The 13329-nt window shown below is 69.7% G+C and carries 14 protein-coding genes; 12 read left to right on the plus strand and 2 right to left on the minus strand.

Annotated elements, in window-relative coordinates; all coding sequences use genetic code 11:
- From ACMUOO_RS14165 to ACMUOO_RS14180, 4 genes are all read left to right on the plus strand, one after another.
- A partial coding sequence (locus ACMUOO_RS14165; protein ID WP_413855612.1) for a UDP-N-acetylmuramoyl-L-alanyl-D-glutamate--2,6-diaminopimelate ligase occupies positions 1 to 1209 on the plus strand: 1209 nt, incomplete at its 5' end.
- Positions 1206 to 2651, plus strand: coding sequence for a UDP-N-acetylmuramoyl-tripeptide--D-alanyl-D-alanine ligase (locus ACMUOO_RS14170; protein ID WP_301919487.1), 1446 nt, complete (start codon positions 1206 to 1208; stop codon positions 2649 to 2651). The genes ACMUOO_RS14165 and ACMUOO_RS14170, both read left to right, overlap by 4 nt.
- Positions 2651 to 3733 (plus strand): phospho-N-acetylmuramoyl-pentapeptide-transferase, encoded by a 1083-nt coding sequence (gene mraY, locus ACMUOO_RS14175; RefSeq protein ID WP_301919486.1) that lies wholly within the window; start codon positions 2651 to 2653, stop codon positions 3731 to 3733. The genes ACMUOO_RS14170 and mraY overlap by 1 nt, the downstream gene beginning before the upstream one ends.
- A gap of 65 nt (positions 3734 to 3798) precedes the next feature.
- Positions 3799 to 4410, plus strand: a complete 612-nt coding sequence (locus ACMUOO_RS14180) for a DedA family protein (protein ID WP_413855615.1) — start codon at positions 3799 to 3801, stop codon at positions 4408 to 4410.
- Here ACMUOO_RS14180 and ACMUOO_RS14185 read toward each other — a convergent pair.
- Positions 4369 to 4791 (minus strand): hypothetical protein, encoded by a 423-nt coding sequence (locus ACMUOO_RS14185; protein WP_301919484.1) that lies wholly within the window; start codon positions 4789 to 4791, stop codon positions 4369 to 4371. The genes ACMUOO_RS14180 and ACMUOO_RS14185 overlap by 42 nt on opposite strands.
- A gap of 179 nt (positions 4792 to 4970) precedes the next feature.
- Here ACMUOO_RS14185 and murD point away from each other — a divergent pair, with 179 nt between their 5' ends.
- The 8 genes from murD (at position 4971) to ACMUOO_RS14225 (ending at position 11792) form a co-directional block, all read left to right on the plus strand.
- Positions 4971 to 6392: a UDP-N-acetylmuramoyl-L-alanine--D-glutamate ligase gene (murD, locus tag ACMUOO_RS14190; protein ID WP_301919483.1), complete on the plus strand. Its 1422-nt coding sequence runs from the start codon at positions 4971 to 4973 to the stop codon at positions 6390 to 6392.
- Positions 6389 to 6997, plus strand: a complete 609-nt coding sequence (locus ACMUOO_RS14195) for a dimethylsulfonioproprionate lyase family protein (RefSeq protein WP_301919482.1) — start codon at positions 6389 to 6391, stop codon at positions 6995 to 6997. The genes murD and ACMUOO_RS14195 overlap by 4 nt, the downstream gene beginning before the upstream one ends.
- Before the next feature lie 35 nt (positions 6998 to 7032).
- Positions 7033 to 7494, plus strand: a complete 462-nt coding sequence (locus ACMUOO_RS14200) for a GFA family protein (protein WP_301919481.1) — start codon at positions 7033 to 7035, stop codon at positions 7492 to 7494.
- Positions 7495 to 7597: 103 nt separating this feature from the next.
- Positions 7598 to 8764: an FtsW/RodA/SpoVE family cell cycle protein gene (locus tag ACMUOO_RS14205; protein WP_301919480.1), complete on the plus strand. Its 1167-nt coding sequence runs from the start codon at positions 7598 to 7600 to the stop codon at positions 8762 to 8764.
- On the plus strand, positions 8764 to 9867 hold the full coding sequence (locus ACMUOO_RS14210; protein ID WP_413855618.1) for a UDP-N-acetylglucosamine--N-acetylmuramyl-(pentapeptide) pyrophosphoryl-undecaprenol N-acetylglucosamine transferase: 1104 nt from the start codon (positions 8764 to 8766) through the stop codon (positions 9865 to 9867). The genes ACMUOO_RS14205 and ACMUOO_RS14210 overlap by 1 nt, the downstream gene beginning before the upstream one ends.
- Positions 9864 to 11294, plus strand: coding sequence for a UDP-N-acetylmuramate--L-alanine ligase (gene murC, locus ACMUOO_RS14215; RefSeq protein WP_301919478.1), 1431 nt, complete (start codon positions 9864 to 9866; stop codon positions 11292 to 11294). The genes ACMUOO_RS14210 and murC overlap by 4 nt, the downstream gene beginning before the upstream one ends.
- A 4-nt stretch (positions 11295 to 11298) precedes the next feature.
- Positions 11299 to 11547 (plus strand): DUF2484 family protein, encoded by a 249-nt coding sequence (locus ACMUOO_RS14220; RefSeq protein ID WP_301919477.1) that lies wholly within the window; start codon positions 11299 to 11301, stop codon positions 11545 to 11547.
- Positions 11544 to 11792: a DUF2484 family protein gene (locus tag ACMUOO_RS14225; protein WP_301919476.1), complete on the plus strand. Its 249-nt coding sequence runs from the start codon at positions 11544 to 11546 to the stop codon at positions 11790 to 11792. The genes ACMUOO_RS14220 and ACMUOO_RS14225 overlap by 4 nt, the downstream gene beginning before the upstream one ends.
- A gap of 202 nt (positions 11793 to 11994) precedes the next feature.
- On the opposite strand, the gene ACMUOO_RS14230 is transcribed toward ACMUOO_RS14225, so the two are convergent.
- On the minus strand, positions 11995 to 12933 hold the full coding sequence (locus ACMUOO_RS14230; RefSeq protein ID WP_301919475.1) for a LysR substrate-binding domain-containing protein: 939 nt from the start codon (positions 12931 to 12933) through the stop codon (positions 11995 to 11997).
- Positions 12934 to 13329: the final 396 nt, after the last annotated feature.

The raw sequence follows: 13329 nt of genomic DNA on the forward strand, positions 1-13329 counted from the left end.
CGCCAGGTGCTTGCCTACACGGCGGCGCTCTGGTTCGGCCGCCAGCCGGAAACCGTGGTCGCCGTCACCGGAACCTCCGGCAAGACGTCCGTGGCCACCTTCACCCGCCAGATCTGGCAGGCGCTCGGCCACCGGGCGGCGAACCTCGGGACGATGGGCGTGCTCGGCGACTTCACCGCGCCGCTTGCGCACACCACGCCCGAACCGATCACGCTCCACCGCGTGCTTCGCGACATGGCCGAGGCCGGCGTCACCCATGCGGCGATGGAGGCCTCGTCCCACGGGCTCGACCAGGGCCGGCTCGACGGGGTGCGGCTGAAGGCTGCGGCCTTCACGAACTTCAGCCAGGATCACCTCGACTACCATGCGAGCTTCGACGAGTACTTCGCGGCGAAGGCGGGGCTTTTCTCGCGCGTCCTGCCCGAGGAAGGGACCGCCGTCATCAACATCGACGACCCGCGCGGGCGCGAGGTGCTGACGATCGCCCGCAGCCGGGGCCAGCGGATTATGACCGTCGGGCACGATCCGGCGGCCGATCTCAGGATCGCCGCGCAGCGCTTCGACGCCACCGGGCAGGATCTGCGCTTCACCCAGGGCGGGCGTCCGCACCTCGTGCGCCTCGCCCTCATCGGCGGCTTCCAGGCCGAAAACGTCCTGGCGGCGGCCGGCCTTGCAATGGCCGCAGGCGATGCGCCCGAGGCGGTGATCGCGGCGCTGCCCGGCCTGACCACGGTGCGCGGACGGATGGAACTTGCGGCCAAGCGCGACAACGGCGCGACCGTCTTCGTCGACTATTCCCACAAGCCCGGCGCGCTCGCCTCGGCGCTCCAGTCGCTTCGCCCGCATGTCCTGGGCCGCATCGTCGTCGTCTTCGGCGCGGGTGGCGACCGCGACCGGCTGAAGCGCCCCCTGATGGGCGAGGTGGCGGCGAAACACGCCGATGTCGTTTTCGTGACCGACGACAATCCCAGGTCCGAGGACCCGGCAGCGATCCGCGCCGAGGTGATGGCCGGCTGCCCCGAGGCGACCGAGGTCGGCGACCGGGCCGAGGCGATCCTGCGCGGCGTCGATGCGCTCGGGCCGGGCGACGCGCTTCTCATCGCCGGCAAGGGGCACGAAACCGGCCAGATCGTCGGCAACGACATCTATCCCTTCGACGACGCGGAACAGGCCTCTGTCGCGGTCGCGGCGCTGGAGGGGCGGATATGAGCGCGCTCTGGACCTCGGCGGACGCGGCGCGCGCCACCGGAGGACGGGTCACGCGACCCTTCGATGCGACCGGAGTGTCCATCGACACGCGGACACTTGCGCCGGGCGACGTCTTCGTCGCGCTGAAGGACGCGCGCGACGGCCACGATTTCGTCCGCGCCGCACTCGACAAGGGGGCTGCCGCCGCGCTGGTCGCGCGCATTCCGGAGGGCTGTTCCGAGGCCGATCCCTTGCTGGTCGTGCCCGATGTGCTCGCCGCGCTTTCGGCGCTCGGGGCGGCGGGCCGGGCGCGGACGACGGCAAAGGTGATCGCGGTGACCGGCTCGGTCGGCAAGACCTCCACCAAGGAGATGCTGCGCGCCGTTCTTGCGGGGCAGGGCCGGGTCCACGCGGCCGAGGCGAGCTTCAACAACCACTGGGGCGTGCCCGTGACGCTGGCGCGGATGCCCGTGGACGCCGATTTCGCCGTGGTCGAGATCGGCATGAACCACCCCGGCGAGATCGCGCCGCTCTCCCGTCTCGCCCGGCCCCATGTGGCGATGATCACCACCGTCGCGCCGGCACACCTCGAGGCGTTCGAGGACATCGAGGGCATCGCCCGCGAGAAGGCCGCGATCTTTCAGGGGCTGGAGCCGGGTGGCATCGCGGTGATTCCGTCCGGCCTTTCCGTGACGCCGATCCTCGCCGAGGCGGCGGCCCGCGCCGGCCGGACGCTGCGCTTCGGGGCCGAGGCCGGCGACGACTACCGGATCACCGACGTCACGCTTGCCGAAGACACGACCATCGTGCGCGCCCTGCGCCACGGCGCCGCCATGCTCTTCAAGGTGCAGACCCCGGGGCGGCATTTCGCCATGAACGCCCTTGGCGTTCTCGCGGTGGCCGAGGCGGTCGGCGCCGACCCGGCGGTCGCGGCCATCGACATCGGCCGCTGGCGCCCGCCGCAGGGCCGGGGGCAGCGCGAACGCATCCACATGGACATCGTGGACGAGGCGCTGGCCTTCGACCTGATCGACGACGCCTTCAATGCCAACCCCGCGTCCATGAGCGCGGCACTCGACGTGCTCGGCGCGGCGCAACCCCGCGACGGGATCGGCCGGATCAAGGGCGGGCGCCGCATTGCCGTGCTCGGCGACATGCTGGAGCTTGGCCCGACCGAGGCGGAGTTGCACCGCGCGATCGCCGACCACCCGGCGATGGACAGCATCCATCTCGTCCACTGCGTCGGCCCCCGGATGCACGCGCTTTGGGACCGGCTGCCGCGGGCGAAGCGGGGCGAGTGGCACGAAACGGCGGCCGACCTCGCGGCGCGGGCGCACCAGATCGCCGATGCCGGCGATGTTCTGCTCGTGAAGGGCTCCAAGGGATCGAAGGTCAGCCTGGTGGTTGACGCCCTGAGGAAACTCGGGCAACCGGGCGCGGCCGAAGCGCGGGGGAGTGAGTAATGCTGTACTGGTTGTCCGGGCTGGCCGAGGGAGGGGACGTCTTCAACCTCTTCCGCTACATCACCTTCCGGGCCGGTGCAGCCTTCTTCACCGCGCTTCTCTTCGGCTTCCTCTTCGGCCGCCCGCTGATCGACCTGCTGCGGCGGCGGCAGGGCAAGGGCCAGCCGATCCGCGACGACGGACCGCAGACGCATTTCGCCAAGGCCGGCACGCCGACGATGGGGGGGCTCCTGATCCTTTCGGCGATACTCGTCTCGACGCTGCTCTGGGCGCGGCTCGACAATCCCTACGTCTGGATCGTCCTCTTCGTGACCTACGGCTTTGGCCTCATCGGCTTTGCCGACGACTACGCCAAGGTGACGAAGCAGAATTCCAGGGGCGTGTCGTCGCGTATGCGGATGCTCCTCGGCCTGCTGATCGCGGCCTTCGCAGGCGGCATGGCGGCCTATGTCCACCCGGCCGAGTTGGCGAACCAGCTCGCCTTCCCGGTCTTCAAGAACACGCTGCTGAACCTTGGATGGTTCTTCGTGCCCTTCGCCATGGTGGTGATCGTCGGGGCCGCGAATGCGGTGAACCTGACCGACGGACTCGACGGGCTCGCCATCATGCCGGTGATGATCGCGGCCGGCACGCTTGGCGTCATCGCCTATGCCGTGGGCCGGATCGACTTCACCGAATACCTCGGGGTCCACTACGTCCCCGGCACCGGCGAGATCCTGGTCTTTACCGCCGCATTGATCGGCGGCGGGCTCGGGTTCCTCTGGTACAACGCGCCGCCGGCCGCGGTCTTCATGGGCGACACGGGCTCGCTCGCGCTCGGCGGGGCACTGGGCGCCATCGCGGTGGCCACGAAGCACGAGATCGTGCTCGCCATCGTCGGCGGCCTCTTCGTGGTGGAGGCGCTCAGCGTCATCATCCAGGTGGCCTATTTCAAGCGGACCGGCAAGCGCGTCTTCCTGATGGCGCCGATCCACCACCACTTCGAGAAGAAGGGCTGGGCCGAGCCGCAGATCGTGATCCGCTTCTGGATCATCTCGCTCATCCTCGCGCTCATCGGGCTTGCCACGCTGAAGCTGCGCTGAGCCCGGCGCAGGGCTTGCCGCCCGCCGCCGCTGCCATCATCCTGCGCCCGAACGGGGAGGGGCGGATGGCGCTGGAGCAGGTGCTTGCGGACTGGGGCCTGCCGGCAATCGCGGCGGGCAGCTTCCTGGAAGGCGAGGGCGTGGCCTTCATGGGGGGCGTTCTGGCGCACCGGGGCTTCTTCCCGTTCGAGGCGGCGGCGCTGGCCGCGGCGCTCGGCGCGCTCTGCGTCGATCAGGCGATCTTCCACATCGGCCGGCATCTGGCCCGTTTTCCCCGCGCGCGCGGTGTCCTGGAAAAACCCGGTACGCGCAAGGTCGCGGGTTGGGTCCGGGCGCATCCCGACCGCCTCTGCCTGTCGTTCCGGTTCCTCTACGGGCTCAAGACGGTGGGCGCATTGACGCTCGGTGCGGCGGCCATCCCGCCCGCACGGTTTTTCGCGCTCGACCTGGTCGGCTGTCTTGTCTGGGCCCATGCCGTGACCGCGCTCGGATTCGGCGCGGGCCATGCGGTCGAGCGGGTCTTCGGCCGGATCGAGACACACCATCACATCGTGATCGCGCTGTCGCTGGCCGCCCTGCTGCTCGGCACCGCGGAAATCGTGCGCCGGCGGTGGCGACCGGGCTCCGCCGATCCGTCAGGCGGCGATGTGGCGCGAGGGAAGAAACGCGATGACTGACCATTCCCTTGCCGCGGGGTGGGCGGTGAGCCTGCGGATGACCAGCGCGCCGCCCACGACCACCGTTGCGGCCAGAAGGGGCGAGTGCTGCATGGCCGCGCCGAACTCCGGGTGGCCGAAGGCCGCGACAGCCGCGGCCAGACGCGCGATTGCGGTCGCCTCGACAAAGGCGGCGAGCGCCGGCAGGAGGACGCTGGTCACCGTGGCGGCCGTGCCGACGACGAGCGCGGTGACGAGACCGGTAAAAAGCGGCAGCGGCACGCCGTGAACGGTGATGTCGTGCCGCAGGAAGCCGATGACGCCGGCCGCGAAGGCCATGAGCGTGGCGAAAAGGATCAGGCGCCGCGCCGCGCGAAGCCTCTGTCCGACAAGAGCGAGCATCCAAACCCCCAGGGTTTTCCCCGACGATCGGTCTGACATCTGAATCAAGCGTGAACGCGACCCAATCCGAGCGGGATTGTGGCGGGCGCCGGCACAGGGACGCCTTCCGGAGCGCCCCGGCTTGCAGGCGGCAAGGGCGCGCGGCATTGTCGTTGGGGCACGAGGGGAAGGGCCGCGTCATGATTCCGGTGCAGGGTTTCGAAGGCCGCAAGGTCGCCGTGCTGGGGCTCGGCCGGTCGGGGCTCGCCACCGCGGCGGCGCTCGCCGCCGGCGGCGCCGTTCCCTGCCTCTGGGACGATGCGCCCGAGGCGAGGGCCAAGGCCGAGGCGGCGGGATTCACCCTCACCGACCTCACGCGTGCCGACGCCTGGGAAGGGGTCGCGAGCCTCGTCGTCTCGCCCGGCATCCCGCACCTCTATCCGGAGCCGAACCGGCTGATCGCGCGGGCGATTGCCGCGGGCGTTCCGGTCGACAATGACATCGGGCTCTTCTTCCGCTCCTTCGCGACGCCGGGATGGGACGAGATGGCGGTGGCGCCCAAGGTCGTCGCCGTCACCGGATCGAACGGCAAGTCCACCACGACGGCGCTCATCCACCACGTCCTGAAGGTCGCGGGCCGGCCGACGCAGATGGCCGGCAACATCGGCCGCGGCGTCCTTGACCTCGACCCCGGGCAGGAGGGCGAGGTGGTGGTGCTGGAGTTGTCCTCATACCAGACCGAGCTTGCCCGCGCGCTGACGCCCGACATCGCGGTCTTCACCAACCTCTCGCCCGACCATCTCGACCGGCACGGCGGTCTCGGCGGCTATTTCGCCGCCAAGCGCCGGCTCTTCGCCGAAGGGGGGCCCGACCGCGCCGTGATCGGCGTCGACGAGACGGAGGGGCGCTTTCTTGCCAACCAGATGGCCGAGGGGGCGGCGGACGACCGGGTGATCCGCATCTCCTCCGGGCAGAAGCTCGACGGCGAGGGCTGGTCGGTCTTCGCGCGCAAGGGGTTTCTTGCCGAATGGCGCAAGGGCCGGCAGGTGGCGTCCATCGACCTGCGCGAGATCAGGGGCCTGCCCGGCGCCCATAACCACCAGAACGCCTGCGCGGCCTATGCGGCTTCCCGCACCCTTGGCGTGGCGCCGAAGCTCGTCGAGCAGGCGTTCCATTCCTTCGAGGGGCTGCCGCACCGAAGCCAGTTCGTTGCCGAACGGAACGGCGTGCGTTTCGTGAACGACTCGAAGGCCACCAACGTGGACAGCGCGGCGAAGGCGCTGCAGGCCTTCGCGAAGATCCGCTGGATTGCCGGCGGTCTCGGCAAGGAGGGCGGCGTTGCCGGCCTCAGGCCCTTCCTCGGCGCCGTGGTGAAGGCCTATCTCATCGGCCATTCCGCGCGGGACTTCGCGCTGGAACTGGGCGACACGCCGCACGAGATCTGCGAGACGATGGAACGAGCCGTGGCGCGCGCCGCCGAGGAGGCGGAGGCGGGGGAGACCGTGCTCCTCGCACCGGCGGCCGCCTCCTTCGACCAATACCCGAACTTCGAGAAGCGGGGCGAGGATTTCACGGAACGGGTCCGGGCGCTTCAGGGCCAGGCGCGACAGGAGGGGACATGACGATGCCAGGCGCGCACGGTCACCGCGATCCCGCCATCGCGGGCTTTCTCGACGTGCTCGAAACCGCGGTGATGGCCGACGCGCCCCCCGCGTCCGACGCGCGGCGGGCCGCGGCGCGGGTCTTCGACCGGTGCCGCCACAGCGCCGGGAAGTCAGTGGCGGTCGATCCCGCCTGGCCCCCGGTCTGCGATGTCCTGCCTATGGCACTCGCACTGGACCGGCCGCCGGCCCGACGCAGGGTTGCCGAGGCGTTCGGCGCGCTTGCCCCGCGGCTCGGCTGGAAGCCTCGCGCATCAGCGGCAGGGGCGGATGGCCGTTTTCCCGAAAGCCACGCCAACGCTACCGTGATCGGGCCCGGCGGTCTCGAGGACCGGCAGGACCTGCACATCGGCGTGTCACTGATGGCACCGGACCTCACCTATCCCGATCACGACCATCCGCCGGAAGAGGTCTATCTTGCCCTGACGCCGGGCGAGTGGTGGAATGCGCGGATGGACTGGACCGACCCCGGCCCGCACGGGCTGATCTACAACCCGCCGGGAATCCGGCACGCGATGCGCTCGGGCGCGACGCCCTTGCTCGCGGTCTGGCTTCTGCCGGGGTGAGGCACGGCAGCCGGTATCGGGCGCGGGAGGAGACCATGGAAGGCCACTGCACCTGCGGACGCATCCGCTTCCGGCTCACCGACCGGCCGCTCTTCGTCCACGCCTGCCACTGCACCTGGTGCCAGCGCGAGACCGGCGGGCCGCACGCGATCAACGCGATGATCGAGACCGGCCGGATCGAGATCCTCGCCGACGACCCCGTGGAGGTGCTGACCCCTTCGGCCTCGGGCAGGGGCCAGGCCATCCTGCGCTGTCCGGACTGCTGCGTGGCGCTCTGGTCGCACTACGCCGGAGCAGGGCGCAAGATCGCCTTCGTGCGGGTGGGCACGCTCGACGACCCTGCCTCATGCCCGCCCGACATCCACATCTTCACCGAGACGAAAGCGCCCTGGTACGTGATCCCCGAGGGTGTCCCCGCGGTGCCGGAATACTACGACCGCACCCGGTACTGGCCGCCCTCGGCTCTGGCGCGGAGGGCCGCCCTGATGGGCGGCTGAGCCAAGGGCGGACCAACTTGCTCTGGCGCCCGCGCCGGTTCCGCGCTAGGCTTCCTGCCAGACCCGGAAAACGGGCAACGTGAGGCAGTGAAGGCGGTATCCCATGACGGAGATGGTTTATGGCACCGTGCCCGCCCGGGCGGGCGAGCCGGTGCTTCCCCGCTGGTGGCGGACGATCGACAAATGGTCGCTCACCTTCGTTCTCATCCTCTTCGGGATCGGGCTTCTGCTCGCGCTCGCGGCCTCGGTGCCTCTGGCCGAGAAGAACGGGCTCGACCCTTATTACTACGTCGCGCGCCAGACCATGTTCGGCGGCGTCGCGCTCGCGGCGATGTGCGTCATCTCCATGCTCTCGCCCGAAGCGGTGCGACGGATCGGCGTCGTCGGCTTCTTCTGTGCCTTCGTGGCACTCATCCTCCTGCCGCTTTTCGGCACCGACTTCGGCAAGGGCGCCGTGCGCTGGTATTCGCTCGGCTTCGGGTCGTTCCAGCCCTCGGAATTCCTCAAGCCCGGCTTCGTCATCATGGCCGGCTGGCTCATTGCAGCGGCGATGGAGATCAACGGCCCGCCAGGCCGGCTCTACAGCTTCGTCCTCGCGCTCGGCATCGTCCTCTTCCTCGCCCTCCAGCCTGATTTCGGTCAGGCCTGCCTCATCCTCTTCGCCTGGGGCGTGATGTATTTCGTGGCCGGTGCGCCGATCCTGCTGCTGTCGGTCGTCGGCGGGCTCGTCGTCGCGGGCGGGCTTTTCGCCTATGACGCATCGGAACACTTCGCGCGCCGCATCGACGGCTTCCTTGCCGCCGAAGTCGATCCGCGCACCCAGATCGGCTATGCGACCAACGCGATCCAGGAAGGCGGATTCTTCGGCGTCGGCGTGGGCGAGGGGACGGTGAAATGGTCGCTGCCCGACGCTCATACGGACTTCATCATCGCCGTCGCGGCAGAGGAGTATGGCCTTGTCCTCGTCCTTCTCATCATCGCACTTTACACCGCGATCACGGCGCGGTCGCTCTTCCGCCTTCTGAAGGAGCGCGATCCCTTCATCCGCATCGCCGGCACCGGGCTTGCCTGCGCCTTCGGTGTGCAGGCGCTCATCAACATGGGTGTCGCGGTCCGGCTTCTGCCGGCGAAGGGCATGACGCTCCCCTTCGTGAGCTACGGCGGGTCGTCTGTCATCGCCTCGGGCATAGCCATGGGCATGCTCCTGGCGCTGACCCGCAGCCGGCCCCAGGGGCGTATCGAGGACGTGCTCTTGAAGCGGGGCCGCTGATGGCCGCGCCCCTTCTTCTCATCGCCGCGGGCGGCACCGGCGGGCACATGTTTCCCGCTCAGGCGCTGGCCGAGGCGATGGTGGCGAAGGGCTGGCGGGTGAAGCTTTCGACCGACGCGCGGGGCGCGCGCTATGCGGGCGGCTTCCCGAGGGCAGTGACCATCGAGGAGGTCGTCTCGGCCACCTTCGCGCGGGGCGGTATCGCGGCGAAGGCGCTGGCGCCCCTGCGCATCGCGGTGGGCATCGCGGGGACCTGCATGGCGATGCGCCGCGACCGGCCGGCGGTCGTCGTGGGCTTCGGCGGCTACCCGTCGATCCCGGCGCTCGGCGCAGCGGTGCTCCTGAAGCTCCCGCGCATGATCCACGAACAGAACGGCGTCCTCGGCAAGGTCAACCGCGCCTTCGCCTCCCGCGTCCGCCTCATCGCCTGCGGCACCTGGCCCACCGACCTGCCCGAAGGGGTGGAGGGCCGTCACACCGGAAACCCTGTGCGCGCGGCCGTGCTCGAACGCGCGGGCGCGCCCTATATCCCGCCGGGCGACTATCCGATGAGCGTCCTCGTGATCGGCGGCAGCCAGGGCGCGCGCATCCTCTCCGACGTGGTGCCCGCCGCGCTCGCGCTCCTGCCGGAGGCGCTCCGCGCCAATCTCCGCGTCGCCCACCAGGCCCGCCCCGAGGACATGGAGCGCGTGATCGCCGCCTATGCCGCAGCCGGCATCCGCGCCGAGGTGGAGCCCTTCTTCGCCGATGTGCCGCGGCGGCTGACCGAGGCGCAGCTTGTGATCTCGCGTTCCGGCGCCTCCTCGGTCGCCGACATCTCGGTCGTGGGCCGGCCGTCGATCCTCGTCCCCTTCGCGGCGGCGGCGGGCGACCACCAGACCGCCAACGCGCGCGGGCTCGTTGCCGCAGAGGCAGCGATCCTCATCCCCGAATCCCGGCTTGACGCCGCCACGCTCGCGGGCCATGTCGCCGCGGTCCTGGATAACCCCCCAGGAGCGGTACGCATGGCACATGCTGCACTCTCCTACGGGATCCCGGATGCGACGGAACGCCTGGTGCAACTCGTCGAAGCCCTGACCGAAGACGCGAAAGAGGTGCCATGAACGCTGCCGCCGCAACCAAGCTTCCCGGGGAACTCGGGCCCATCCATTTCGTCGGCATCGGCGGCATCGGCATGTCGGGGATCGCCGAGGTGCTGATGACGCTCGGCTATGCCGTGCAGGGCTCGGACGCGAAGGCCTCGAAGATCACCGACCGTCTGGTGAAGCTGGGCGCGACCTTCTTCGAGGGGCAGAGGGCCGAAAACGTGGGCGAGGCCGCCGTGGTAGTGGTCTCTTCGGCGATCAGGAAGGGCAACCCGGAGCTGGAGGAGGCGCGGCGGCGCGGCCTGCCAGTGGTGCGCCGGGCCGAGATGCTGGCCGAACTCATGCGGCTCCGTTCCAACGTCGCCATCGCGGGAACCCACGGCAAGACGACAACCACGACCATGGTGGCGACGCTCCTCGACAAGGGCGGGTTCGACCCGACGGTGATCAACGGCGGCATCATCCATGCCTATGGCTCCAATGCCCGCGCCGGCGCCGGCGAGTGGATGGTGGTGGAGGCCGACGAGTCGGACGGCTCCTTCAACCGCCTGCCCGCCACCATCGCCATCGTCACCAACATCGACCCCGAGCACATGGAGCACTGGGGCACGATCGAGAACCTCAGGAAGGGCTTTCTTGACTTCGTCTCCAACATCCCCTTCTACGGTGTCGCGGTCTGCTGCACCGACCATCCCGAGGTGCAGGCGCTGGTCGGAAAGGTGACCGACCGCCGCGTCATCACCTTCGGCTTCAACGCCCAGGCCGACGTGCGCGCCGTGAACCTGACGTTCGAAGATGGCAAGGCGCATTTCGACGTGCTTCTTCAGGGGGAAGGCGAAGGTTCGAAAATCGAAGGCTGCACCCTGCCGATGCCGGGCGACCACAACGTCTCCAACGCCCTCGCCGCAGTCGCCGTGGCCCGCCACCTCGGGATGAAGCGGTCGGAGATCCGCGAGGCGCTGGCGGGCTTCGCGGGCGTCAACCGGCGTTTCACCAAGGTCGGCGAAGTGCTCGGCGGGGTGACGATCATCGACGACTACGGCCATCACCCGGTGGAGATCGCGGCCGTGCTGAAAGCGGCGCGGCAAGCCATCGCCTCCAATCCGGGGGGCCGCGTGATCGCCGTCCACCAGCCTCATCGTTACACAAGATTGTCCAGTCTTTTCGACGACTTCTGCACCTGCTTCAACGAAGCCGACGTGGTCGCCATTGCCGAGGTCTATGCCGCCGGCGAGGACCCGATCCCCGGTGCCTCGCGCGATGACCTCGTCGCCGGGCTGATCGCCCACGGCCACCGCCACGCCCGCGCGATCCTCAGCGAAGCCGATCTCGAACGACTGGTCCGGGAACAGGCGCGGCCCGGAGACATGGTGGTCTGCCTCGGTGCGGGCACCATATCCGCCTGGGCCAACGCCCTGCCGGCCCGCCTGGCCGGAAAGGGGTGAACCGGTGACGGCGCCCATTGTCGCGGCCTGTCTCTGGGTTGTCGCGGCGACCGCCGTGGCCTTCCTGCCGATGCGGTTCCAGCGGATTGTCGGCCTGCCGCTCGTTGCGTCAGCGCTGCTGCTGATCGTCTGGCTCTCGCGCGCCGTGAGCCCCTGGATCGGTGTGGCCGCGCTGGCGGCCTTCGTCTCGATGTTCCGCAAGCCCTTGGGATATTTCGCAAAACGCCTTCTGGGGAAAGACCAGGCGCGATGAGCGGCTCGATCCTCGCCGCCTGCCTCTGGGCCGTCACCGCGACGCTGATCGCGATGCTGCCCTCCCGTGATCGCCACTGGCGCGCGGCCTACGGGCTGATCGCCGCCGGAATTCCGATTCTCGGCTGGGTGACCTACGAGAACGGCCCTTGGACCGGCCTGATGGTGCTCGCCGCCGGCGCCTCGATCCTGCGCTGGCCGCTGATCTATCTCTGGCGCTGGCTGCGGCGTCGCGCGGCGGACTGACCGGCGAGGACTGACCGGCGCGAACCGCACCCCGCAACCTTCGGTTTCGCGTCGGTTTTCCGTCCCGACAGGGAGATAGCCCGGTCAACCGGATTTCAGGAGCGTTCCGGGGGCGGGGAGCGTCGCCGGGAGAGGAAACGGACCGCCGCAGCTTGCGGTCCGGTGGTGCCGCCACCCTCTCAAACCGCTGCCGGCATCGCCCTCACCGGGGGTGCGAAGGCTCCGCGGGCCCGAACTTTCCGACGATCCAGTCGAGAAAGACCTCCGTTGCCGCCGAACGCTCCCGCCCGGCGGGAACGACGACGTGGTACTGCTCTTCGGTGACAACACTTCCCGCGCCGAGCCGGACCAGCCGTCCCTCCGCCAGGTGGCCCGCCAGCAGCGTGGACCAGCCGAGCGCGACGCCCTCGCCGTTCACTGCCGCCTCGATCGTGTCGGTGTAGTGGTTGAAGCGCAGCCGGCTCAGCTCCGGGGCCCGGCCGAGCGCGGCACCGAGTCCGGCGGCCCGGGCCCAGGTCCGCCAGGTCAGCCAGCTCGGGTTCACCGTGTCGGAAGCGATGAGCGGCAGCTGATGGAGGTCGACCGCCTTCGGGTCGAGTCCGAGCCGGTCGAGGAGCTTCGGGCTGCAGACGGGAAAGACCTCGTCGGAATGGCTCGCGAGGCTGCGGCCATCCGGGAAGGGCGCCTTCCCGAACCGGATCACCGCATCGAGCCGGTCGCGCCTGAGATCGATGGCGCTGTCGTCGGCGACGAGCTTGAGCTTGATCTCGGGATGCGCGGCGCGGAACTCCGACAGGCGCGGCAGGATCCAGAAGTGGCTGAAGGCCAGCGTGGCACCGATGGTCACGGTATTGGCCGGATGCGGCTGGCGGATCGTCTCGATCATCTCCGCCATGCTGGCGAACGCCCCCGAGACCGCCCCAGCAAGGGCCGCGCCGCCGGCCGTGAGCGTGACGCGCCGGTGTGCGCGGACGAAGAGCGGGGTGTTGAGATCGTCCTCGAGGAGCTTGATCTGCCGGCTGACCGCTGCCTGGGTCACGCCGAGTTCGGCCGCCGCCTGGGTGAAGCTGCCGTGCCGCGCCGCTGCCTCGAAGGTGGCCAGCGCGTTCATCGACGGGATGCTGCGGCGCAGGGATGGCATCGACGGTCTCCTCTATGGATGACCTGTCCATAATCTGAAGTTATCTGTCGGTCGAGTATTCCTCCCGCGGGCAAGAGCGCGTTTCACCGGTTCTTCCGCTCCATGGCTCCCGCGAACGCCGGCGCGATCGAGAACCGCGCCCATACGGGAATGATGTCGTTCGAGATAGGGATTTTCCGCCGGGAAGTTCCTGCCGTTCCGGCGCGGGCAGAGGAAGAACCCGCACCGGCTGCACCGCCGGGGCCGATCGGGATCGGTCGGGGGGCAGAGGCGCCCCCGCGCCCCCTGCGAGGCCGCGGCGAAGGCGCCGGCCCTAGAGGTCCTTGACGAGCCTGAGGGCATCGTAGATCGCCGCGTGGGTATTGCGCGCGGCCACCGCGTCACCGATGCGGAAGA

It is taken from the genome of Albidovulum sp. (genome assembly GCF_041919395.1).
In the GTDB taxonomy this organism is placed as follows: Bacteria; Pseudomonadota; Alphaproteobacteria; order Rhodobacterales; family Rhodobacteraceae; genus Albidovulum.

Coding starts and splice junctions, on each gene's coding strand:
- ACMUOO_RS14205 (WP_301919480.1), top strand. CDS start 7,598: ATGACGGAGATGGTTTATGGCACCGTGCCCGCCCGGGCGGGCGAGCCG.
- ACMUOO_RS14230 (WP_301919475.1), bottom strand. CDS start 12,933: ATGCCATCCCTGCGCCGCAGCATCCCGTCGATGAACGCGCTGGCCACC.
- ACMUOO_RS14170 (WP_301919487.1), top strand. CDS start 1,206: ATGAGCGCGCTCTGGACCTCGGCGGACGCGGCGCGCGCCACCGGAGGA.
- ACMUOO_RS14180 (WP_413855615.1), top strand. CDS start 3,799: ATGGCGCTGGAGCAGGTGCTTGCGGACTGGGGCCTGCCGGCAATCGCG.
- ACMUOO_RS14200 (WP_301919481.1), top strand. CDS start 7,033: ATGGAAGGCCACTGCACCTGCGGACGCATCCGCTTCCGGCTCACCGAC.
- ACMUOO_RS14225 (WP_301919476.1), top strand. CDS start 11,544: ATGAGCGGCTCGATCCTCGCCGCCTGCCTCTGGGCCGTCACCGCGACG.
- ACMUOO_RS14185 (WP_301919484.1), bottom strand. CDS start 4,791: ATGCTCGCTCTTGTCGGACAGAGGCTTCGCGCGGCGCGGCGCCTGATC.
- ACMUOO_RS14210 (WP_413855618.1), top strand. CDS start 8,764: ATGGCCGCGCCCCTTCTTCTCATCGCCGCGGGCGGCACCGGCGGGCAC.
- mraY (WP_301919486.1), top strand. CDS start 2,651: ATGCTGTACTGGTTGTCCGGGCTGGCCGAGGGAGGGGACGTCTTCAAC.
- murD (WP_301919483.1), top strand. CDS start 4,971: ATGATTCCGGTGCAGGGTTTCGAAGGCCGCAAGGTCGCCGTGCTGGGG.
- murC (WP_301919478.1), top strand. CDS start 9,864: ATGAACGCTGCCGCCGCAACCAAGCTTCCCGGGGAACTCGGGCCCATC.
- ACMUOO_RS14195 (WP_301919482.1), top strand. CDS start 6,389: ATGACGATGCCAGGCGCGCACGGTCACCGCGATCCCGCCATCGCGGGC.